This is a genomic window from Williamsia muralis, from assembly GCF_051487485.1.
GTDB classification, from domain to species: domain Bacteria; phylum Actinomycetota; class Actinomycetes; order Mycobacteriales; family Mycobacteriaceae; genus Williamsia; species Williamsia muralis_B.
In genome coordinates this window covers 788715-810929 of the sequence record NZ_JAHVCV010000002.1, presented here as the reverse complement: position 1 = coordinate 810929, position 22215 = coordinate 788715, and the positions used below count along the sequence as shown (strand labels likewise).

The window sequence follows — 22215 nt, the reverse complement described above, 5'->3', positions numbered from 1 at the left end:
CGGCCAGCCGTCTATGCGACATTCTTGTACCAACTCTCCGGAGGTGGGGAGGGGTCGGGTAGATGTGCCACCTCGTCGAGCCAGCGTTGTTCTTCTCGATGCCAGATCGGGTGCTCGATCCGCCACTGTTGCTCGGCGAGTTCGTCTTTCGCTCGCCGGCGAAACCATGCGGCGTAAGCCTCTTCTTTTTCGCGCCGTTCAGCCACCATTCGCTGGTATCGCCGGTCGGGGAAATGCGTGTCGTTCGGAGTCAGCGCGTCGTCGGTGCCACGTTGCCGCCATCCGACGCGCCCAACCCACTCTGTGGGACCGGTTCCGGAGGTGATGATCTCGGTGATCCAGCCACCGTCGCCGTCGTGGACCTGAGCGTGGTCGCCGTCGCATACGAGCGTCAGGACGGTGATGTCGGTGCGTCCACCGTCTTTCCATTCGTGCATGTGATGCACTGCGGTCCGGGTGGCAGGCTGATCGCAGCCGGGTCGCGAACATCCGCGTTCGGCCGCGATCAATGCGATTCGCTGGATCGCCGATGCCAGACGTTTTTCGCGGCCGAGAAACAGCGGCCGGTGTGCGTTGTCGAGCAGCGCAAGGAACTTTCGGTTGCTACCTGCCAGTGCGAGTGCATCCCGGACGGGGAGGATGCCTCCCGATGCGGTGGTGGCAATGCCGGTCTCGGCCTCCAGATCGTCGAGCGTCATCGTTGCCACGACGATGGCCGGCTGTCCGCGGTGTTTTCCGAGGGTGCCCGACCCGACGACCGTCTCCAGCATCTTTCTTGAACGCGTCGTGGTTGCGTTGACCCTGTGTGCGGTTGTCTCGTTCGGCGGCAGCAGCGAGAACCGTGCTGTCAACGAGATCGGCGTCGCCGCCGGGTGATTCGGGGTCCTCAGGGTTGTTCATGCCTGGCTGCGCCCATTTCGCCGCGACAACGTCCCAGAGTGCACGAGTCGCGGGATCCAGCGTCCCGGAGATCCCACTCATGTGGTCGATGTCTTGGCGCCCCGGCGTCAGGTCGCGACGGCGGGCCCGGTCGGCGTCGTCGGTGTACTCGCCATCGGGGTTGAGGTAGGCGAGCAACCGCTGCGCAACGCTTTCCAGTTGATCTGGAGACAGCGCGCAGGCCTGGTTTGCCAGATCCGATTCGATGGTCGACCAGTGTTCTGGCGTCCGCAGAGAAGTGGGCAACTTGGTCAGAGCGCGATGAATCACCCGGTAGTGCGCAAACTCCATGTCACCGGCGTCCATCGCCGCGGCTGCGGCCGGATACGCGGCGGGCCGCAGTTCTCCGTTGAGTTCGTGCCAATACCCCACTCGCTCAGCGGCTTTGCTGCGCGCACTGGCTTCGGACGGGGTGAGCCGCAGCAGTGTCGACAGAAACCTGGCCGGCTTGAGCCCGCGTTTTGCCGCGACACCACGCTCACGCAGTTCCACCGCCCATCGAATCTTCACGGCATCATCTCGGCGCGCACCCGTCTCGACCATGGCGGTGGCCGCGACCACCTCGTCGTCCGTCATCGACGACAACGGCACCACCAGCAGCCGCTGCGAGACGGCTTCGCGGACGGCCACCAATGCGCCGGCATCCAGTTGCTGGATGGCGGCGATCAGATCGGCCGTTTCGCTCATGTGTTCGATTGTAGAAGAGGGGTCTGACAATTGTCCGAGCTCGACCCGGCCTCTGACCCGCCGACCGAATTCGCTCCACCTATATGCGTTCGAGCCCGGTGCAACAGGCTCGAAGGCAGGCAAGTGGAGCGAATTTGGGCGGCCGCCCAATCACCCCAACCGCCGCACCGACTCGGGAACGTCACCGCCGGTATGGGTGACTGGCTCGCCGTAGACCACTCGCATCGGCACCTCGCCGGTCCAGCCGGCAGCATCGTCGTCACCGGGGCCGCCCTTGCGCGCCTTCGTGATCCATTGCCCATCGATGATGGGAAGTGACAGCACCAGTGTGGCGGCGAGTTGTTTGTTCGTGTGGGGCGCGACCTCGGCGCTGCGGCCCGGGAGAATGCTGTCGCTGAGGGCGGTCAGGGCCTGCGCCGGGTCGAGCGACGACTTCTCGATGACACCGCGAACAACGGCGGACCGGTAGTTCATGGAGTGATCGAAGAGCGTGTCGGCCACCACGAGTCCGTCGGCGATGAACGCGGACAGCGCCACCGGGGCACCTGCGGCGATGTGTCGCAGAGCGCCCGCTCCTGTGGAACCGTGCAAGAGTATCTCGTCATCGTGCCGAGCGAAGAGCATCGGAACAGACCACGGCAAGCCGTCGACCACCGTGGTCACGGTGGCCACCTTGGCTTCGTCGAGAATCTGATCGAGCAGTGCGCGATCGCCCTGACGTTCCTTGCGGCGATTGAGTTGATCCACGGTGAGTCCCTTTGTCGTCGGTGCACGCACAACGTCCCAAGAGCGCCCCGCCGCGTCAAGCCGATTTGCAGGTCGCAGCCCGGCCGGCCTCGTTGTGTCTGCGTGCGGCGATAACCTGCAACCAATGACCACCGAGTGGGCGCACACCATCACCCCGGACGCGTTGAAGGGCGACTTCGATGCCGGGGCGATTCAGCGTGGGTCGGCCTATGCGCGACAACACCGTGTCGCCGCCGTGCAATGGGACAACGACAAACGCAGACTCACCGGGCGCTGTCAGGGCACGGGCGTCGCCACATATTCGGTGCACGTCGTCTTCAGCCACCTCGGCACTGGCTGGAAGCTCGCCGATGCCGGGTGCACGTGTCCGGTTGGTTATTTCTGTAAGCACGCCGTCGCGCTACTGCTGACCTTCGCAGATCAGGCCGCCACCGCAGCCACTCCGCCGGCCCAGCGTTCGCCGCAGTGGGAGCGCACGCTGCAAGCACTCTATTCCGAAAACCACCCTAAGCCGCCCGAAAAGCTTGCGCTGCAGGCGTTCCTCAGCTCGCCTTCGCTGTTCGCATCGCGCACTCGCCGGGCCCAGCTCGCGTTGCGGCCGATGCGACCGGGCACCAGGAGCGCCTGGATCAAGTCAGGTGTCGACTGGCCGGCCATCATCGACCTTAAGCCTGGAACATTTGCAGCACAACAGCTCTCGGTGTTGCAGTCGATGGCGCGCGATTCCATGCGCACCACACCGTACGGACTTCCGCACGGGCTGATCCTGGCGGACGCGCCTGCCACCATCTGGCAACAACTCGACGCGGCAGCAGCAGCGGGAATCCCACTGCTCGGTGATTTGGCCTCAGGGATCAACACCGTGCTGGTCGCCAAACGGGCTGGTCTCACCGTCTCGGTCAGCGGAGAGGTCGGAGCCGATGCCCACGTGTCGGTGGAGGTGACCATCGACGGCAACGTGGTGCCGACGTCTGAGGTGACCATGCTCGGAAAGTCCGATCCGCACGGAATTGGCTATCTCGATGCCGATGGCGTCCTCACCCTCGCCCCCTTCGACTCGGCCGACGCGCCCGCCGCGGCGTTGCTGCACGGTGACCAACCGATTGTCATCCCCGCCGCTGACGTTTCCAGATTCGCCGATGTGGTGTTGCCGCGGCTTCGCGAGTCGGTACCGATCCGGGTCGACGACTCGGTGTTCGTGGCGCCCACCATCTCTGGTCCGACGCCGGTGATGACCGTCCGTTTCACCGGCGATGTCGCCCATACCCATTGGGCGATGCGCTACCTGGTCAACAACACACCCCGCGACCTCGACGATGCCATCGGCACGCAGCCGTCGTGGCGAGACCGCGCCATCGAGGAGCGGATCTGGGAGTCGACTCGCGAGGCGCTGGCTGCGGTCGCCCTCACATCGGGCGCGGCCGGCCGGCGACTGATCGCAGCCTTCGACGCACAGCGAGGCTCTGGCCGGGTCCGGCAGGCACATGAGGTGGAACCTGGCGACTACGAGGAGGCCGTCAACGGTGTCACCACGCATTTCTTGCGGCACGACGTACACCTGAACCCCCTCGAAACTGCACGGCTGTGCGCCGAGGTACTACCGGCACTCGCAGGCCGCGACGACCTGATCGTCGAGGTCGCCGAGGTGGCGCAGCGGTACCGGCAGGTCACCGAGCGCGCACGGCTGCGCATCGCCGGCTCGCAGTCTGCCGACACCGATTGGCTCGATCTCGACATCACCATGGACGTCGACGGTGAGCAGGTACCCATCGCGGAGGTACTCGCCGAATTATCCACCGGCGCAACGCACATGTTGTTGCCATCGGGTGTCTACTTCCCGCTGGACTCACCCGAACTCGTGAAGCTGCGTCAGCTGATGGACGAAGCGGAGGTCCTCGGTGAGGCCGAGTCCGGGAGGGTGCCCGCGGTACCCACAAACGTCACACTGTGGGAGGAACTGCTCGAACTCGGCGTGGTCGATGAACAGCTGCTGGCGTGGCAGGAGCGCATCGCGACGCTCAGTGCGGCACGGCCACCGGAACCGGTCCAACCACCGGCGATGCTTCACGCAACTCTGCGCGACTACCAGCTCGACGGGCTCAACTGGCTGTCCTTCTTGTGGGACAACGGCTTCGGAGGCGTGCTGGCCGACGACATGGGGCTGGGCAAGACGCTGCAGACGCTGGCCCTGTTCGGCCGGGCACGGGAGAACGGCGAGACCGGCCGGTTCCTTGTGGTCGCACCCACGAGTGTGGTGAACAACTGGGCGTCGGAATGCCACCGGTTCACGGATCTGCGAGCGGTCACCATCACAGCAACGCAAGCGCGTGGGCGTACACCCCTGGCCGAGATCATCGCCGACGCCGATGTTGTCATCACCACCTACGCACTGCTGCGTATCGACTTCCCGGCCTACGACGAACAGCAGTGGGCGGCACTGGTGCTCGATGAGGCCCAGTTCGTCAAGAACCGAAATTCGAAAGCGCATCTGTGTGCGCGGCGCTTGAACACACCGTTCAAACTGGCCATCACCGGTACGCCGATGGAGAACAACTTGATGGAGCTGTGGTCACTTCTCTCGATCACCGTTCCGGGACTGTTCCCCGACCCCAAGGCATTCGCAGACTACTTCCGCAAACCCATCGAAAAAGGCGAGGATCCAGAACGTCTCCCGGTGTTGCGCAAGCGGATCAAGCCGGTGATGTTGCGACGCACCAAAGATCAGGTGGCCCGCGATCTCCCTGCCAAGCAGGAGCAGATACTGCACGTCGAGTTGTCGGCGAGGCACCGCAAGATCTACGACACCCGTCTGGTGCGCGAACGCGAGATCGTCCTCGGGCTGCTGGGCGACCTGGAGAAGAACCGCTTCCAGATCTTCCGCTCGCTGACCATGCTTCGGCAGTTGAGTCTGCACGCCGGACTCGTCGACCCGGCCGACGCCGAGGTTGCGTCGGCGAAGGTCGACTTCATCCGAGAGCAGCTTCCCGAGCTCATCGCCGAGGGGCACAGTGCGCTGATCTTCAGTTCGTTCACCGGCTTCCTGGACGTGCTGCGGCGCGGACTCGACGGTGACGGCATCACCTACAGCTACCTCGACGGATCACTGTCGTCGCGCGAACGTGCTGAGGCGGTCAGCGCGTTCACCGAAGGCACCACCAAGGTCTTTCTGATCAGCCTCAAAGCGGGTGGTTTCGGACTCAACCTGACCGAGGCCGACTACTGCTTCGTGTGCGACCCCTGGTGGAATCCGGCAGCCGAGGCGCAGGCCGTCGACCGCACTCACCGAATCGGCCAGACCCGGCCGGTCACCGTGTACCGGCTGGTGTCGGCCGACACCATCGAGGCGAAAGTCGTTGCGCTACAGAACCGGAAACGCGAGCTGTTCAGTGCCGTGGTCGACGACGGGAACATGTTCTCATCAACCGTCAGTGCCGACGACATCAGGCACATGCTCGACTGATCACAACTTCGCTGGCACGCTGTAGTGATGGCAAATGTTGATGAACTACACGGCGAACCGCACGTCCAGCGTTACCTCGAGACGAACGGGGAAGAAGGCTTCCACTGGAAGGGGACTGAGATCCTCATCCTGTTCACCAAGGGTCGAAAGTCCGGCGACGAGCGACGACATGCCCTGATCTTCCGCACCTGGGAAGACAATGCCTATCTGGTGGTGGCATCAAAGGGCGGGGCAGACGCGCCGCCCGCTTGGTTCCTCAATCTGCAGGACAACCCCGAAGCGGAGATCCAAGTCAAAGACGAGCGGATTGCCGTTCGAGCGCGAGTGGCCAACGACGAGGAGAAGCCGGCGATGTGGTCCCGCATGGTCGAGGTGTGGCCGGACTACGACGAGTACCAGACCAAGACGTCGCGTCCCATCCCCGTGGTGGTTCTCGAGCGCGTCTGACCCAGGAGCACCGCCGCCGCCTGGTCAGCCCTTGGTGATCAGGCGGCGTTCGCCCGCCCGTACCGGGAAGTCGAACCGGTTGTTCTGCGGCGGCAGCGGACACAGGTAGTGATCGGTGAAGGTACAGGGCGGCAGGTAGGCCCGGTTGAAGTCCACCACCACGCGGCCGTCCGCATTCGCCGGTTCGACGTCGAGGAATCGGAACCGCTGCGTCTCGTTGCCGTTGGTTGAATCTGCGAACACAAGTTGAGCGCCCCCGTCCGGCCTCGCGATGCCCGACAACGTAAGCGCCGACCCGTCCACCGTCACCCGTATGGTCGCGGTGGCCTTGGAACCCACGAACCCGTCGACGTGATCGAACGGCAGTTCGTCCTCGTCGAGTTCGAGGGTGCCACCCAGAACCCAGGACGGATCCGGGTCAAAAGCTTCGATGCCTGACAGTGCCCCTCGGGTGGGCGCCTGCGGGTCGAAGACCCGGACTGCCACTCGTCCTGCCCGGGCGAGCACAGCCACCGTCACGTCACCAAAATTCTGCTTCGCTCCGGGCTCGAGGGAGGTATCGGACTCGCCGGGACGGCTGACAACGGCCGTGCCGTCGACGGCGGCCCACGAGCCGGGAAGCGAATTGATGGTCTGCGGTTGATCATCGAGCCAGTGGGTGCCGGTGACCGAAGCCAGACCGTGGGGTGCGGTCGCGGCGACGTCGCGGTCGGCGCGCCAGAGATGCCACTGGTCGAGCCAATGGTCTGTTGTGGTGGCGGAAGTGGTCACCGTGATGCCTTTCGGTTCGGGCTGGTACAGCGAGAGTGGACGTTCGGTTGATCAGTGGGTCAGCGAAGCGGTGCGCGCGGCTGCGCGTTTACCTGGGATGGCGTCGAGCAGGCGCTGGGTGTATGGGTTCGACGGGTGCTGGAATACGTCTGCAACAGAGCCGGATTCGACGATCTTTCCCTTGTTGAACACGGACACGGTATGTGCCACCTGATCGACCACGGCGAGGTCGTGAGAGATGAACAGATAGGTCAGGCCGAGACGCTCCTGCAGTTCGGCGAGCAGTTCGAGGATCTGTTCCTGCACCGAGACGTCGAGCGCCGATACGGGTTCGTCGAGGAGTACCACTTCGGGTTCGAGCACCAGCGAACGGGCGATGGCCACACGTTGGCGTTGGCCACCCGACAACTCGACCGGCAACCGATCGAGGTGGTCGCGGGGCAGGCCCACCTGGTCGAGCAGTTCCGCGGCCTTGTGATGGCGGGAACGGCGATCACCGATCCGGAACGACACCAGCGGCTCGATGATGCTGTCGCGCACGGTGAAGCGTGGATCGAGTGAGGCGAACGGATCCTGATGAACCAGCTGGAATCGTCGGCGCAGCGGTCGGAGTTCGCGCCAGGAAAGATCGGTGATGTCGGTGCCGTCGAAGCGAACCCGGCCTGATGTCGGCTTCTCCAGGCCCATGGCCACCCGCAGAGTGGTGGTCTTGCCCGATCCGGACTCTCCGACGAGGGCGTGGGTTCTGCCGGCGGCGACGCGAACGGAGATGTCGTCGAGGGCAGTGAACGGCTCGCCCCCGCCGACGGGGAATCGCTTGGTCACCGAGTGGAGTTCGATGATGGGATTGTCGACCTCGACCTGGTCGGGAGCGACCACAAAACGGGGTGTGATGACGCCGCCCTGGGCGAGCGCGGGTGCCGCGGCGATCAGCCGGCGGGTGTAGGAGTTGTCGGGCTCGACGAGAATGCTTGCCGGCGAACCCTGTTCGACGATGTGCCCGTGCTGCATGACGATCACCCGGTCGGCACGGTCCGCGGCGACCGCCAGATCGTGAGTGATGATCAACAGGGCGGTGCCGGTGTTGCGGACGAGTGATTCGAGGTGGTCGAGGATGCGGGCCTGCACCGTGACGTCGAGCGCGCTGGTCGGTTCGTCGGCGATGATCAGGTCAGGTTTGCCCGCGAGCGCGATCGCTATCAGAACGCGCTGACGTTGACCGCCGGAGAGTTCGTGTGGGTAGCGGCGGATGCGTTCGGCGGGGTCGTCAAGGCCTGCTTTGGTGAGAGCGTCGATCACCTCGTCACCGATCTCGGGTCCGCGAACACCACGCAGTTTCACCGCTTCGGCGACCTGCACGCCGATGCGCTGAGTGGGGTTCAGTCCCACCATCGGGTCCTGCGGAATGAGTCCGACCACCGAACCCCGCAGTCGCCGAACCACTTTCTCCTTGGCGTCGGCGATCTCCACGCCGCCGACCTTGATCGATCCAGACGTCACTCGCCCGTTGGCGGGCAACAACCCGATGATCGCGTTCGCGGTGGTGGTCTTGCCGGAACCCGACTCGCCGACGACCGCGACCACCTCTCCGGGATTCACCTGCAGATCCAGGTCGTGGACGGCGGGTGTCACCTGCCGGTTCCGTCGGTAGCCGATGTTCAGGCCACGGATGTCGACGATCGGGACGCGAGCATCAGATGCCGACTTGCTGAGGTTGGTGGTCATCGTTCGAGTTCCTGAAGGGTCTTGGAGATGTGGTTGAGCGACAGCACTGTGATCGCGATGAACAGACCGGGCATCAGCGAGACCCACGGGGCGGTGACAAGGAAGTTGCGTCCGGTGGAGACGAGAGTGCCCCACTCGGCCTGCGGTGGTGCGGCACCGAAGCCGAGGAAGCTCAGTGCAGCGATCGCGATGATCGCGACACCGAAGTCCAGGACGGCGAGGACCGCGACCGGACCCCACGAGTTGGGCAAGATGTGCCGCAACAGGACTCGCGTCCACGAGGCGCCACCCGCACGGGCCGCCTCCACGTAGGGGAGGGTCTTGACCCTCAGCACCTCGGCGCGGGTCGTCCGGGCGAAACCGGGGACGATGCCGATACCCACGGCGATGGCGACGGGCACGGTGCCGAAGCCGAGCGCGGTGACGATCGCCAAGGCCAGCAGCAGACCGGGAATGGCCAGCAGCACATCGACGAACCGCATGATCACCGAATCGGTGACGCCGCTGAAGAACCCCGAGATCACGCCGAGCGTGAGTCCGACGACGACTGCGATGGCCAGGGCGATCAGAGCTGCCTCGATCGTCAAGGTCGATCCGTACAGTGTCCGCGTCCACAGGTCGCGGCCCATCTCGTCGGTACCGAACAGGTGAGTTGTGCTCGGCGCCAACAGTCGGTCGGCCGGGGCGGTGCGGTAGGGGTCGTAGGAAGTGAACCAGGACGGGAAGAACGCCGACACCCCGACAAACGCGACGAACAGTACGGTCAGGACGAACAGAGGCCGCCGAACGGCTTTCGCAGTGGTTTCCCGCAACGGACCCCAGCGTCCTCCGGGTTCGGTTGCGCCTGGCGGAGTCAGCGAGTGGTCAGGTTTCGCGACAGTCCGCTCCACCGGCAGATCGATCCCCAGTGCACTGGCACTCGAGCTGGATGTGTCGATGCGGTCTTTCAGCGTCTCGGTCATGTCAGCTCACCTTTGTCTTCGTGCGGACTTTCGTCGTGTGGGCGATGCGAGGATCGAGCAGCGGGTAGAGGAGATCGACGATCAGGTTGACCAGGACAAACGCGGCGGCGGCCAGCGTCACGATGGCGAGTACCACCGGAATGTCCTGGGCGAGAACCGCTTCCTGTGCCAGCTTGCCGATTCCGTTGCGGTTGAACACGGTCTCGGTGACGATCGCGCTCGTCACCGTCACCCCGACGAGCAGACCGAAGATGGTCAGCGCCGGCAGGGCGGCGTTGCGGAACGCATGCTTGCGCTGAACGGCACTGCGGGACAGGCCCTTGGCCCTGGCGGTCACGATGTACTGCTCGCTCAGCGTTTCGTTGAAGCTCCGGGTCAGCACCTGCGCCAACGCCGCCGTTGTGGGGATGGCCATCGTGATCACCGGCAAGATGAGGTACTCGGCACCACCCGATCCCTGCGAGGGCAACCAGCCGAGGTTGAATGCGAAGACCTGGATGAGGATCAGGGCGATGAGGAAGGACGGAACCGCAACGCCGAAGGCGGGCAAGCGGTCCAGCAGGATCCGGACGGGCTTGAACTGGACGAACGCGGCGAGGTACGCGAGGACGGTCCCGGCGATGACTGCGAGTAGCCCGGCCAGCACACTGAGGGTCAGCGTGCCACCGAGGCGTTCGCCAATCAGGTCGGATACCGGTGCCTGCTTGGAGATCGACAGGCCCCATTCTCCGCGGACGGCGCCGCTCAGCAGTGAGAAGTATTGGTCGATCATGGATTTGTCGAGTCCGTACCTCGACTTGACCGCCAGCAACTCTTCCGGCGACATGGTGTCCGGGTCGAGTCCGGCCGCGCCCAGCTGGATGCCGACGGCATCGCTGGGCAGGAGATAGAGAATCACGAACGTCAACGTGAATGCTGCCCACAACACCACAACCGCCTGGGCGATTCGGCCTGCTATGTACCTGCGCATGGCTGCGGTTCCTTCCTGTGGCGGTTGGCCCCGGTGGTCTTCACCCGGGGCCAACCGGTCGAGCTCGGTTGATGCGTGGTCGATTACGGCTGGAGGAACGTGTCGCCCAGAGCCAGGAAGCTCTCGGACGTGAACCGGAAACCGTTGACCTTGTTGCTGACGCCGGCCAGCTGCTGGCGTTCGAACAGCGGGAAGCTGACACCCTGATCGATCAGCAGGTTCTGCAGATCTGCGTAGGCCTGTTTGGTCTGGGCCTCGTCGGTGGTCTGCACGGCCTTCGCGAACAACTGCTGGATCTGCGCCGCCACCTCGGGGGTGGCCGCGTTCTTGGCGATTGCCTTCTGATTGGCGAGCGCTTCGACCAAGATGAACTGCAGCGCACCGGGATCGGCGCGGGTGAAGTAGGTTCCGATCAGATCGTAGCCACCACTCTTGAGAAGACCGATCGACTCGGCCTGAGTGACCACCTTCAGCTGCAGGTCGATGCCGACCTGACGCCACTGATCCTGCAGGAGCTCGTTACCGGCGGCGAACTGTCCGACGACGGGCAGGGTGAGGGTCAGCTGCTGACCGTTCTTGGACCGGTACTCACTGCCGGCGGGCTTGGTCCAGCCGGCGGCGTCGAGCAGCTTGCCGGCGCCGTCGGGATCGAAGCCCAGCTTGCCGGCCTGTGACTCGAAGAACGGTGTGGTGAGGTCGAATGCGCCTTCGACGACGGGGTAGTCGGGGCCGTAGACCGTGGCAGCGTTGGTCTTGAGGTCGGTCGCCTTGTAGAGCGCCTCGCGGACCTGCGGGTCGGACAACGGCTTGCCGGCACTGACGTTCGGGAACAACGTGTTCGAGACGCCGGGCAGTGACCGCGACTCGATGTAGCCGCCGGAGCTCTTGATCAGTTCCTGATCTTCGACGGTCAACGGGTTGCGTGGCCAGGTGATGTCGACGGCGCCGCTGACCAGATTGCCGGTGCGGACGCTGTCTTCGGCGACGTAGCTGTACTTGACCGAATCGAGGTACGCCTCGCCGGTGTTCTTGTTGAGGCTCGATCCCCAGGTGTATCCGGCCCGCCGGCTGAGCGAGATGCCCTGGCCGGGGGTGTAGTTGTCGAGCTTGAACAGTCCGGAACCGCTGAACTGGCCGAGGCACCGCTGTTCCGGCGTCTTCTGGAATGACGCCGGCGAGATCAAGGCGAGGTTTGTGGTGGACGTCGCCTGCAGGAAGGACGAATTCGGCTGGGTGAAGTGGAACTTCACCGTCGAGGGGTCGACCACAGCGGTGGACTCGAGGCCCAGGATGTAGCTGGCGCCGAAGGCAGTGCCGCCGCTCGACTTTGCCAGTGCAACAAAGGCGTCGAAGTTGGCCTTGACGGCCTCGGCGTTCAGCGGTGCTCCATCGGAGAAGGTCACGCCGTCGCGCAGGGTGAAGGTGTAGTCGAGGCCATCCGGGCTGATCTCCCACTTGCTCGCCAGCCAAGGCACGATCTCGCCGGTGCCCGGGTTCTGGTCGGTCAGCGAATCCGCGATGTTCCGGATCACCGAGCGGTGCTCGATCCAATAGGTCTGGAACGGGTCAACACAGGTGAAGGTGGGGTTGTCCGGGAAGTAGGCGATGTCGAGGGTGCCGCCGCGGACGGGGTTGGCGGCATCGCCGCTGGGGCCGGATTCGGCGTTTCCGCCGGAGCTGCACGCGGTCGCGACCAGGGTCGACATCAGGGCGAGTGCGCCTGCGACCTTCCAGCGGCCGGATCTCGTGCGGGTGTGTTGACGCATTGTCGTGGTTCTTCTTTCGGGTGAGGTGATGAAGCGGTCGAGCGGGATCAGCCGCGCAGGAGCGCGCGGCCAGCGGCCAGCAGAGCGGTGTCTTCCTGGGGCGGATGCACGCGAACACAGAGCACATCGCGCAGGTGTCGCTCCAGTGGGTTGTGCCGGGTCAGTGCGGCGTTGCCGAGGGCGGCGACCGCGGTCTGGACTGCGGCGATCACCGACCGGGCGACCTGGACCTTGACCAGTGACAGACCTGCTGCCACGGCGGGATCGTCGGCGACGACGCGCAGAAGTGTTCCGTAGAGCAGGGTTTCGGCCTGCACGATCTGGGCGTCGATCTCACCGGCGATGGCCTGGATGCGTTCTGTCTCGGCAATGGGACGGCCCAACGCGGTCGGTACGCGTTCACGGGCGTATGTCACGAATGCCGTACGGGCCGCCCGCGCAACTCCGACGTACAGCGCGGGATGGCCGAAACCCGTTGGGCCGGTGGCCACTGCGGGGTCGCGGTAGACGCCATCGGTCTTCGGGATCTCGAGGAAGTTCTCCTCGCCGACCTCGACACCTGCGTAGCTGACGTCGTGGGTGTTGGAGGCGCGCAGTCCCAGATGATCCCAGGTCTGGTGCCAGGTGATTCCGGCGGAGTCGGCGGGAACGATCACGTGCCCGACCCTCGGCTCCTCTTCATCGGTGATCGCCCAGACCAGGTGGTACGCCAGTGCCGTCCCTCCGGTGGCAAAGGTCTTGCGTCCGGTGAGGGTCCAACCGTTCGCCGTCCGCCGCGCGATGGTCTTCGGCAGACCGCCGCGCGCCGGTGCACCGAGTTCGGGTTCGGCGCGGATCACGTTGACCGGGGCCGGTCCCTGCGCCGATTGCCGGAGCAGGTTGTCGTAGAGGTCGGCGGGCCACGAGTCGGTGGCCGCCTGCATCTGGTGGATCGCGAGGTTGTTGGCGGCGATGAGTGCCACAGACGGGTCGCCTTCACCGAGCGCGGAGAGGATCTGCACAACCTCGAACGGTCCTGCCTCGGGACCGCCGAAACGTGCTGCCACAGTTGCCGTGAGGTACCCGCCGCGATGGGCGGCAGCCAGGCCGGCCACCGGGATGTCTCCACTTCGGTCGTATTGTTCAGCGGTGGAAGCGACTTCGGCGGTCAGCGCCTTGAGGCCCGACGGTGAGAGGTCGGGTGTTGGGAGCGTCACGCCCCGCACCGAGGTGATGGTCATGCCTGGCCGGCCGTCGCGAAGGCGCCGAGGTGATCGGCCTGCAGGGTGCCGCGCTTGCCGGTGGCCTCGCGGTGGGCGAGTTCTTGACGAACCAGCGGCACCACGTAACGGCCGTAGTCGATGGCGTCGTTGAGGGTGTCGTAGCCGCGGATCGACACCAGATCGGCGCCCAGGTCGATGTAGTCGAGGATGGCGGCCGCCACCGTTTCCGCGCTGCCGACCAAGGCCGTGGACGCGCCTGCACCGTTCACGGCTGCCGCGGTCCGGGTCCACAGCGCCCGGTCGTAGATGTCTTTACGGTTCGCGAAGTCCAGTGCGCGCTGCGATCCGACGTTCTGCGGGTTGTTGCCGGCGATGGCCTTGTACATCGGGTTCTTCGAGAAGTTGGCCTCGATGCGGTCGACGTAGTCGTGGGCCTTGGCCCAGGCGAGATCGTCCGTGCGGTCGATGATGGGACGGAATGTGACCCAGATCCGCGGCCGGTCTGTGCGGCCGGACTCGGCGGCGATGCGGTGTACGCGCTCGATCTGGCTCTTGATGTCCGCCAACGGTTCTCCCCAGAAGCTGAAGATGTCGGCCTTGCGTCCGCCGATCTCGAAGGCGGCGTCGGACTGTCCGCCGATCGAGATCGGGACCTGCGCGCCGTAGGGGGCGAAGCCGGGACCGAAGTTGTCGAACTTGTAGTGGGTTCCACTGTGGGAGAACGGTTCTGTCTTGGTCCACGAATCCCGCAGGATGTCGACGAACTCGTCGGTGCGGGTGTAGCGCTGCTCCTTCGTGAGGTAGTCACCCTGGCGGGCCTGCTCGGCGTCGTTGCCACCGGAGATCAGGTGGACCAGCGCGCGACCCTCGGTCAGCTGGTCGAGGGTTGCCAGCTGCTGCGCGGCCACCGTGGGGAACACCGTGTTGGGACGCAGGGCGACGATCGGTTTCATCGTGTCGCTGAGCTGGCCTACGGCAGAGGCCATCACGAACGAGTCGGCGGTGTTGGACCCGTACGGCAGCAGCGTCATGTCGAAGCCACCGTCCTCCAGGGACCGGACGTAGCGGCGGAAGAACGGAAGGTCGATGCCACGTGACGGGATCGGGTTGAGCTCGGTGGACGGGTTCAGGTGCGTGAGGCTGATGAACTCGACCTTCGATGCGGCATCGGCCGGCACCGGCAACGACTCCTGGGACGGATCGGCGGTCATGTGAGGGGTCCTTCCTGACGTGTCTGTGGCGAGCAGGACCGAAAGGCCGGGCCTGGTTCGAAAATGGATGCTAGGGGCGTTCAGGCCCTTGAACCAGGGTTGAGATCACCGATTCCGATTCGTATTGCCGATCGCAATCGATTGGTTGTACTGATCTCATCTTTGCAGGTCAGAGCATTCGCCGATGCCATCAGATAGCCCTACGTCCGGCCTTTGCGCCAGGGTTTTACGCGCTGCGAATCAAACTGCGCATCGTCGACGCCGATAGAGGATTCTGTAGTCCATACCCAGATATCTCAGGCCAGGAAATTGCGGGAACAGGTGAGTGTGTGATGGCGGATCCGTTGGACTTGGTGCATTTGCGCACCCTTGTCGCGATAGCCGAAACAGGTGGCTTTCGACGCGCGGCAGATTCTCTCCATCTGAGTCAGCCGACGGTGAGCCAACACGTCCGACTACTCGAGAAGCGACTGAAGCAGTCGCTGGTGGTCAAGGACGGCCGCGGGTCGCGGTTCACCGCAGCAGGGGAGCGCCTGGTCCTGGAGGCCCGGAAGTTGCTCGCGGCGCAAGACGAGGTGTTGCAACGGTTCTCGATGGCGGTGCCGGACAAGCTCACCATCGGTTCCACCGAACACGCCGCGGATGGTCTGCTGCCCGAACTGCTGACAGCGCTACGTGGCGCGTACCCGGATGTCTGGTTGCAGTTCCGCATCGAGCGGTCCACCTCGCTGGCTGACTCGGTCACCAAGGGTGCAATCGATCTCGCCGTGGTGCTGGGCGGTAACGCCGAGCCGATCGGCACAGAGGTCGGAGCGCTCGCTCTGCGGTGGGTGGCGGCGACGGGATGGGACATCACCGAGGTCGACGACTCGATTCCGTTGGTGGCCTTCGAGGAACCGTGCGGACTGCGGCGTCGCGCGCTCGCTCAGCTCGACGACCTCGGCTACGCGGTGACGGTCAGCGCCGAGTCCGGAAATCTCGACGGGGTTCTCGCCGCTGCGCGTGCCGGTCTCGGAATCGCCCTGCTACCGTTTTCGGGCCCGGTTCCCGAAGGCCTCGTGGAGGTCCAAGAGTTGCCGGACATGGGCGACATCGACGTCCGGCTCGTCGCCCGACGCGGCATCGACACCGATGTGGAGCAGGCTGCCGTCGAAGCGGTCACCGCCCACTACCGGACGGTTGCCGACAAGGCCGGCGACGCCGGAACACACCTACAAGGAGTTGCCTGATGACCTCGCGTGACGAAGTCCTGATCACCACAACCGAATTGGCGGCGCTGATTGCCGGTGACGCTCCGGTGACGGTGCTCGACGTCCGCTGGCGACTCGACCGTCCGGACGGCCGCGACGACCACGAGACCGGTCACATCCCCGGCGCGGTGTACGTCGACCTCGAGACGGAGCTGTCCGATCATTCGGTGACCGGCCGCGGTCGCCATCCCTTGCCCAGTGGTGACGTCTTGCAGTCGGCCGCTCGCCGGTGGGGATTGCGTGACGACGTTCCGGTGGTGGTCTACGACGATTGGAATCGTGCCGGGTCGGCTCGGGCGTGGTGGGTATTGAGCGCTGCCGGCATCACAGGCGTACGCATCCTCGACGGCGGATTGAGTGCGTGGGTGGCCGAGGGCGAGGAGCTGGCGAAGGGTGCTGAGTCACCGGCTGTCGGCGACGTCACGCTGGCCCATACCGATCTCTATCGCGGGGCGCTGGCCACTCTGACCGCCGAGGAAGTTGCCACGTTCACCGATTCGGGTGTTCTGGTGGATGCCCGCGCACCCGAACGTTTCCGCGGAGAGGTAGAACCCGTCGATCCGGTCGCCGGTCACATCCCCGGCGCCGGGAACGCGCCGAGCACCGCAACCCTCGGTGAAGACGGAACCTTCCGTGACGCAGACGAATTGCGTGAGCTGTTTGCGTCCGCCGGTGCCGATGGTTCCGCGCCGGTCGGTGTCTACTGCGGCTCAGGAGTCACAGCGGCCGTCGACCTGGTCGCGCTGAAGGTCGCCGGCGTCCACGCGGCGCTGTTCCCGGGCTCGTGGTCGCAGTGGAGTTCCGACGCCACCAACCCGGTGGCCACCGGGCCTGCCTGAGCACCCGACCTGGACTGCCCGCGGCGCGATCAGACCGTTTTGCCGGGGTTGAACAGCCCCGTCGGGTCGAGTGCCCTGCGGATGGTCCGTTGTAGTTCGACACCGTCGGGCCCCAGCTCGCGTTCGAGCCATCGCCGTTTGAGTACACCGACGCCGTGTTCGCCGGTGATAGTGCCACCCAAAGCCAGTGCGGTGCCGAAGATCTCGTCGGCGGCGGCGACAGCACGGTCATACGCATCCGGGTCATCGCGGTCCACCACGATGATGGGGTGCAGGTTACCGTCGCCGGCGTGGCCGAACGTGTAGATGGCGGTGCGGTGGCGGGTGGCGATCTCGGCGACCGCCCGAATCGCGTCGGCAATACGGGTACGAGGTACCGCAATGTCTTCGATGAGCGCTCGGCCGTGGCGTTCCAACGCAGGTAACGCTGCTCGGCGAATCGCCAGCAACTCGTCGGAGACCTGCGGATCGTCACCCGCGCTGACTCGAGAGCTGAACTGCCCGAACACTTCTTGCACAATCCGCGCCTCGGTATGAGCTCCGAACCCGTCGGTCTGCGCGACCACAAAAGCGCCCGCGGCATCGGATGGCAGACCGAGAAAGTCCCGGCTCTGCCGCAGCGACGCCTCGTCGAGCAGCTCCATGATCGAGGGACGAACGCGTGCGGCCAGAACTGCAGTGGTGGCCGCGGCTGCCTGCTCGACATCGTCGAAGTACGCAGCGATGGTGACCGTGTCGATGGGCTTGGGCTGCAGGCGGACCGTCGCCGACACGATCACACCGAGAGTCCCTTCCGAGCCGGTGAACAGACTGGTGAGATCTAGGCCTGCAACACCTTTGGCAGTGCGACGGCCGGTGTGGATCAACCGGCCATCGGCCAGCACAACGCTCAGTCCCAGAACCGAATCGCCGGTCACGCCGTATTTGACGCATCGGAGACCGCCTGCGTTGGTGGCGATGTTGCCGCCGATGGTGGAGATCGAGGCGCTGGCCGGGTCGGGCGCGTAACGCAATCCGTATCGGCCCGCTTCGGCGTCCAATGCCGCCGTGATGACGCCCGGTTCCACCACTGCGAGTTCGTCGGCGGGCGCGATGTCGGTGATGCGGTTCAGGCCACTCACGTCGAGGACAAGTGAGCCTGACCCGGCACTGGCGCCACCGGCCAAACCTGTACCAGCGCCCCGGATCACCACCGACAAGTCGGTGTCCGCCGCATAGGTCACCGCGTGTTGAACATCGTCGACGGTCTTTGCCTGCACCAGTACTTCTGGTGCTCCGACCGGGTTGAATCCTGAACGGTCGATGCGGTACTCGTCAGGGATCTGCGCGCCGGTGCGGACGGCACCGGTGAGCGATTGTTCCCACAGGGCAAAGGAGGTCACGCTTCATCATGTCCACCCGACCGGTGTGATCACCAATTCCGGATGATCGCAATGTCTGATCGGTCGGCCACATGGAACCGGATTGATCCGAAAACGGCTGTCACCTGTTGGTTCTTGCGGGGGCGGCGGTAGCTTCAGCTCATGTCGAGATACGTGATCGTCGGAGCCGGGGCAGTCGGAGCCAGCTTCGCAGCAGCCCTGAGTGACCGCACCGAGGTCGTGGTGGTGGCCCGAGGCACGAACCTCGACCATCTGCGCGACAAACCGCTGACCTTCCGCACCTCTGCGGGCACCCGAAGTGTTCGACTCGACGCCGTCGCGATCGACGAACTGCAGTTGCGTGCCGGCGACGTGCTGGTGCTCGCCGTCAAGACCCAGCACGTGGGCGACGTCGCGGAAACCCTGGCGTGGAGGCCCGTTCACTCGCCGGCCGGTGACGTGGTCGGATCTGCCGCGGAGACGCTGCCGGTGGTGACCTTGCAGAACGGTCTCGACGCCGAGCGAGCCGTGGCGCGATGGTTTGCGCACGTCATCGGTGCAACGGTCCTGATCGCCGCGCGCTACACCGAGGTCGGCGAAGTGAGAGTGGGCGGCACACCCAGCCTGGGCGGCGTGCACCTGGGGGAGCCCTATCGCTCCACCGGCATCGGTGCGGACGCCGTTCACGAGTTCGCCGCAGATCTACGGGCGGTGAACATCGATGTCTCGGAGGCCGCCGACATCACCAAGATCAAGGCAACCAAGATCCTCCACAGCGTGAAGAACGGCCTCGAAGTGCTTGCCGGTGACCAGTCCGATCGGGTCCAGATCGGGTCGGCGCTCGAAGCGGAGGCGCGACGGGTGCTCACCGCGGCTGGGATTGAGTACGGAGCCACCCGCGACCTCGTCATCAACGCCGAGCAGACCAGCTTCGACCCCGAGATCGACGTGGTCGCGGGGCAGCAATCCACTTGGCAGAGTTTCGCGCGGGGAGCGGGCTCGCACGAAGTGGACCACCTCAACGGTGAGATCGCACTGCTCGCCCGATTGCACGGCGTGGACGCGCCCCTGAACACCAAATTGCAGACGCTGCTGGGTACGGCATCGGAGCGAGGCGGTGGCACCGATCTGGCGGGTCTCGACTCCCTGGTCGAGCTCGCGGCGGCGGCGCCCGCACGCTGACTCCACCGAACCCTTCGGCACTATCGTGGGCGAGGTGCATTCGACCTCAGACGTAGCTGTCATCGGAGCGGGCATCGTGGGCCTGTCGGCCGCGTACGCACTTCAGCGCAGTGGCCTGTCGGTCACCGTGTACGACAGCGGCCCGCCGGGCGGCGGCCAATCGGTTGGCGCATCACGACTCTTCCGGCACGCGCACGACGATCCCCGCATGGTGGATCTTGCAGTCGAGGCGCGGACGCTCTGGGACCGCTGGTCCGCAGACCTCGGCACAGAGCTCATCTCGGCAGACGGGTCGATCGCGCTCGGAGAGGTCGCAGCCGGCCGGGTCGACACGCTGCGGTCGCGTCCGGGCATCCCGGTGCGGCATCTGTCCGGAGACGAATTGCGTTCGCTGATGCCAATTCTCGCGTCGTATGACGGCCCCGCCGTGTTCGACGAACGTGCAGGTGCCATCCGCACCCAGGCCGCCATCGGTGCACTGGCGAACAGCTTGGCCACACCCGTTGTCACAGACCACGTTCTGGCGGTGCGCACGCTGGGTGTTGCGGGAGTCGAAGTACGGGCCGGCTGTAACGCGAGTGTCCACGGCGACGTGGTGGTGTGCGCGGGCCTCGGCACGGTCCAGTTGGCAGCCGGCATCGGACTGTCGCTGCCGGTGACCGTGAAGGCGCATGCCCGGGCGTCGTTCCGGGTGCGAGACGACACCCTTGCGACGCTGCCCAATCTGCAAGACGGCAGCGGCGCGTTCGAGGAGGCCGGTATCTACGGGGCGGCGCACCCAGATCGGTCGGCCTTCGGACTGGGCATTGCCCGTGAGGTGGACACGAATGGGCCCGGTGGCGTGGCTGATCCGGATGCCTTGGCAGAGCTGATCGACCGCGCCGCAGCCTATGTGGCGAGGGCGCTCCCGGGTCTCGACCCGAAGCCGTTGCAGCCCATCAATTGCTGGATCACCACCTTGCCCTGGGGTGATGACGGCGTTGCCATCTGGCAGTCCGATCACATCTTTGTCCTGGCCGGTCACAATCTCTTCAAACACGCGCCGGTCTTGGGTGAGACCCTGGCGCAGTCGGTGACGGCCGGATCGGTACCTGAGTTGTTCCGTCCGGAGTCGATGCTGGGCGGCAGCTGACCACGGGGCCCGGCACTGATCTGTGCAGGATTTGTGTTCAGATGCCGGCGCTGCAGTGCCGGTATACGAACGAAAGCCCTGCGTGGACCCGGCACAGCGATGTGACAAGGTGAAACCCGTGGTTCTCTTCCCGACGCTGAATCAGTCTGCCCTCGCCAACGGCGCCGACAAACCCGCGGTGGTGACCGTGGGGGATGTGGTGTTGTCCCGCAGTGACCTCGTCGGCGCAGCCACGTCGGTTGCCGAACGGATCCGCGGTGCCCGGCGCATCGCGGTACTCGCCGAACCCACCGCCCAGACGGTGGTCGCCATCGTCGGTGCGCTCATCGCTGGTGTCGCTGTGGTCCCGGTGCCGCCCGACTCAGGCACGGCCGAGCGCGAGCACATCCTTGCCGACTCTGGTGCGCAGGCGTGGCTGGGGGCCGCGCCCGCTGAACCGGGTCTGCCGGTGGTTCCGGTGCGGATGTACGCGCGGTCGTGGCACAGCCATCCGGAGCCGCACCCGGACTCCACGGCCCTGATCATCTACACATCGGGAACAACAGGCTTGCCCAAGGGTGTGCCGGTGACCCGCCGTGCGATAGCGGCTGGGCTCGACGCCCTCATCGATGCCTGGGCGTGGACCGCGGATGATGTTCTGGTCCATGGTCTTCCGCTCTTTCACGTGCATGGCCTGGTGCTGGGTGCCCTCGGTCCGCTCCGCGTCGGCGGCTCGCTGGTGCACACCGTGAAGCCGACCCCCGAGGCCTACGCGGCGGCACACGGATCGATGTATTTCGGGGTCCCGACGGTGTGGGCGCGGATCGCCGCGGACAAGGACTCGGCTCGCGCGCTCGCAACGGCCCGGCTCCTGGTGTCCGGGAGTGCCCCGCTTCCGGTTCCGGTGTTCACCACCATCAAAGACCTCACCGGCCACGAGATCGTCGAACGCTACGGCATGACCGAAACACTGATCACCGTGAGCACTCGTGCCGACGGCGAGCGGCGACCCGGCTGGGTGGGCACTCCGGTGGCCGGCGTCGAGACGCGGCTGCGCGACGACGGGGGTGCAGACGTCCCCCACGACGGGGAAAGCATTGGCGCGCTGCAGCTTCGCGGGCCGATGGTGGCCGCCGGATACCTCAACCGGCCCGACGCCACCGCAGAATCCTGGTTGGACGACGGGTGGTTTGCCACCGGCGACGTCGCGGTGATCGATGCGGACGGCATGCACCGAATCGTCGGCCGGTCATCCACAGATCTGATCAAAACCGGTGGCTACCGGGTGGGCGCGGGGGAGATCGAGGCCGTGCTGCTGGGGCACCCGAGCGTGCGTGAGGCCGCGGTGATCGGCGTTCCGGACGATGACCTCGGTCAGCGGATCGTCGCCTGCGTGGTGGGTGAGGGCATCGTGGAGCAAGACCTCATCGATCTGGTTGCGACAGAGCTGTCGAACCACAAGCGACCCAGAGAGATTCGGGTGCTCGAGTCGCTGCCACGCAATGCGATGGGCAAGGTGCAGAAGAAGTTGCTGTTGTGACCGCTGCGTAGCGCTTGTGGTGTGAACCTGTCCCGTTTGCCGAAT

General features: G+C 65.4%; 17 protein-coding genes and 1 pseudogene. 7 read left to right on the top strand and 11 right to left on the bottom strand.

The genetic code is table 11. The features are described from left to right. Positions 1–11: 11 nt before the first annotated feature. The 3 genes and pseudogenes from KXR83_RS07180 to KXR83_RS07170 form a co-directional block, all read right to left on the bottom strand. On the bottom strand, positions 12–437 hold the full coding sequence (locus tag KXR83_RS07180; protein ID WP_437424463.1) for a hypothetical protein: 426 nt from the start codon (positions 435–437) through the stop codon (positions 12–14). A gap of 126 nt (positions 438–563) precedes the next feature. Next, positions 564–1482: pseudogene (locus tag KXR83_RS07175) on the bottom strand (DUF222 domain-containing protein); the annotation flags it as partial. 294 nt (positions 1483–1776) lie between these two features. Continuing rightward, complete coding sequence (locus tag KXR83_RS07170; RefSeq protein ID WP_437424233.1) at positions 1777–2373, bottom strand: pyridoxamine 5'-phosphate oxidase family protein; 597 nt, start codon at positions 2371–2373, stop codon at positions 1777–1779. 124 nt (positions 2374–2497) lie between these two features. Here KXR83_RS07170 and KXR83_RS07165 point away from each other — a divergent pair, with 124 nt between their 5' ends. Both KXR83_RS07165 and KXR83_RS07160 read left to right on the top strand, forming a co-directional pair. Then, the gene (locus KXR83_RS07165; protein ID WP_437424232.1) at positions 2498–5833 is read left to right on the top strand and encodes an SNF2-related protein; all 3336 of its coding nucleotides are present in this window, start codon (positions 2498–2500) and stop codon (positions 5831–5833) included. Positions 5834–5860: 27 nt separating this feature from the next. Further along, positions 5861–6280 carry a nitroreductase family deazaflavin-dependent oxidoreductase gene (locus KXR83_RS07160; RefSeq protein WP_437424231.1) on the top strand — a complete coding sequence of 140 codons (420 nt, stop codon included), beginning with the start codon at positions 5861–5863 and terminating at the stop codon, positions 6278–6280. Positions 6281–6304: 24 nt separating this feature from the next. Here KXR83_RS07160 and KXR83_RS07155 read toward each other — a convergent pair whose 3' ends face one another. The 7 genes from KXR83_RS07155 to KXR83_RS07125 all read right to left on the bottom strand — a co-directional run bounded on the left by KXR83_RS07155 (position 6305) and on the right by KXR83_RS07125 (position 14887). Then, positions 6305–7051: a DUF1684 domain-containing protein gene (locus tag KXR83_RS07155; RefSeq protein WP_437424230.1), complete on the bottom strand. Its 747-nt coding sequence runs from the start codon at positions 7049–7051 to the stop codon at positions 6305–6307. A gap of 51 nt (positions 7052–7102) precedes the next feature. Then, positions 7103–8776 (bottom strand): dipeptide ABC transporter ATP-binding protein, encoded by a 1674-nt coding sequence (locus KXR83_RS07150; protein WP_437424229.1) that lies wholly within the window; start codon positions 8774–8776, stop codon positions 7103–7105. Beyond that, positions 8773–9738: an ABC transporter permease gene (locus tag KXR83_RS07145; protein WP_437424228.1), complete on the bottom strand. Its 966-nt coding sequence runs from the start codon at positions 9736–9738 to the stop codon at positions 8773–8775. The genes KXR83_RS07150 and KXR83_RS07145 overlap by 4 nt, the downstream gene beginning before the upstream one ends. A 1-nt stretch (position 9739) precedes the next feature. Beyond that, positions 9740–10708 (bottom strand): ABC transporter permease, encoded by a 969-nt coding sequence (locus tag KXR83_RS07140; RefSeq protein ID WP_437424227.1) that lies wholly within the window; start codon positions 10706–10708, stop codon positions 9740–9742. A gap of 83 nt (positions 10709–10791) precedes the next feature. After that, on the bottom strand, positions 10792–12474 hold the full coding sequence (locus KXR83_RS07135) for an ABC transporter substrate-binding protein (protein WP_437424226.1): 1683 nt from the start codon (positions 12472–12474) through the stop codon (positions 10792–10794). 47 nt (positions 12475–12521) lie between these two features. Beyond that, positions 12522–13670, bottom strand: a complete 1149-nt coding sequence (locus KXR83_RS07130; RefSeq protein WP_437424225.1) for an acyl-CoA dehydrogenase family protein — start codon at positions 13668–13670, stop codon at positions 12522–12524. Between the two features lie 20 nt (positions 13671–13690). Continuing rightward, the gene (locus tag KXR83_RS07125) at positions 13691–14887 is read right to left on the bottom strand and encodes an LLM class flavin-dependent oxidoreductase (RefSeq protein WP_437424224.1); all 1197 of its coding nucleotides are present in this window, start codon (positions 14885–14887) and stop codon (positions 13691–13693) included. 332 nt (positions 14888–15219) lie between these two features. Here KXR83_RS07125 and KXR83_RS07120 point away from each other — a divergent pair, with 332 nt between their 5' ends. Both KXR83_RS07120 and KXR83_RS07115 read left to right on the top strand, forming a co-directional pair. Beyond that, the gene (locus tag KXR83_RS07120) at positions 15220–16116 is read left to right on the top strand and encodes a LysR family transcriptional regulator (protein WP_437424223.1); all 897 of its coding nucleotides are present in this window, start codon (positions 15220–15222) and stop codon (positions 16114–16116) included. Continuing rightward, complete coding sequence (locus tag KXR83_RS07115; RefSeq protein WP_437424222.1) at positions 16116–16976, top strand: sulfurtransferase; 861 nt, start codon at positions 16116–16118, stop codon at positions 16974–16976. Before KXR83_RS07120 ends, KXR83_RS07115 begins: the two co-directional genes overlap by 1 nt. Before the next feature lie 29 nt (positions 16977–17005). Here the strand turns inward: KXR83_RS07115 and KXR83_RS07110 are convergent, their stop codons facing one another. Beyond that, the gene (locus tag KXR83_RS07110; RefSeq protein WP_437424221.1) at positions 17006–18358 is read right to left on the bottom strand and encodes an FAD-binding oxidoreductase; all 1353 of its coding nucleotides are present in this window, start codon (positions 18356–18358) and stop codon (positions 17006–17008) included. A gap of 141 nt (positions 18359–18499) precedes the next feature. On the opposite strand from KXR83_RS07110, the gene KXR83_RS07105 reads away from it, so the two are divergent. The 3 genes from KXR83_RS07105 to KXR83_RS07095 all read left to right on the top strand — a co-directional run bounded on the left by KXR83_RS07105 (position 18500) and on the right by KXR83_RS07095 (position 22170). Beyond that, complete coding sequence (locus tag KXR83_RS07105) at positions 18500–19519, top strand: ketopantoate reductase family protein (RefSeq protein ID WP_437424220.1); 1020 nt, start codon at positions 18500–18502, stop codon at positions 19517–19519. A gap of 22 nt (positions 19520–19541) precedes the next feature. Then, positions 19542–20651 (top strand): NAD(P)/FAD-dependent oxidoreductase, encoded by a 1110-nt coding sequence (locus KXR83_RS07100; protein WP_437424462.1) that lies wholly within the window; start codon positions 19542–19544, stop codon positions 20649–20651. Between the two features lie 118 nt (positions 20652–20769). After that, positions 20770–22170, top strand: coding sequence for an acyl-CoA synthetase (locus tag KXR83_RS07095; protein ID WP_437424219.1), 1401 nt, complete (start codon positions 20770–20772; stop codon positions 22168–22170). Positions 22171–22215 lie beyond the last annotated feature (45 nt).

Coding starts and splice junctions, on each gene's coding strand:
- KXR83_RS07125 (WP_437424224.1), bottom strand. CDS start 14,887: ATGACCGCCGATCCGTCCCAGGAGTCGTTGCCGGTGCCGGCCGATGCC.
- KXR83_RS07165 (WP_437424232.1), top strand. CDS start 2,498: ATGACCACCGAGTGGGCGCACACCATCACCCCGGACGCGTTGAAGGGC.
- KXR83_RS07105 (WP_437424220.1), top strand. CDS start 18,500: ATGTCGAGATACGTGATCGTCGGAGCCGGGGCAGTCGGAGCCAGCTTC.
- KXR83_RS07145 (WP_437424228.1), bottom strand. CDS start 9,738: ATGACCGAGACGCTGAAAGACCGCATCGACACATCCAGCTCGAGTGCC.
- KXR83_RS07135 (WP_437424226.1), bottom strand. CDS start 12,474: ATGCGTCAACACACCCGCACGAGATCCGGCCGCTGGAAGGTCGCAGGC.
- KXR83_RS07120 (WP_437424223.1), top strand. CDS start 15,220: ATGGCGGATCCGTTGGACTTGGTGCATTTGCGCACCCTTGTCGCGATA.
- KXR83_RS07180 (WP_437424463.1), bottom strand. CDS start 437: ATGCACGAATGGAAAGACGGTGGACGCACCGACATCACCGTCCTGACG.
- KXR83_RS07140 (WP_437424227.1), bottom strand. CDS start 10,708: ATGCGCAGGTACATAGCAGGCCGAATCGCCCAGGCGGTTGTGGTGTTG.
- KXR83_RS07115 (WP_437424222.1), top strand. CDS start 16,116: ATGACCTCGCGTGACGAAGTCCTGATCACCACAACCGAATTGGCGGCG.
- KXR83_RS07160 (WP_437424231.1), top strand. CDS start 5,861: ATGGCAAATGTTGATGAACTACACGGCGAACCGCACGTCCAGCGTTAC.
- KXR83_RS07150 (WP_437424229.1), bottom strand. CDS start 8,776: ATGACCACCAACCTCAGCAAGTCGGCATCTGATGCTCGCGTCCCGATC.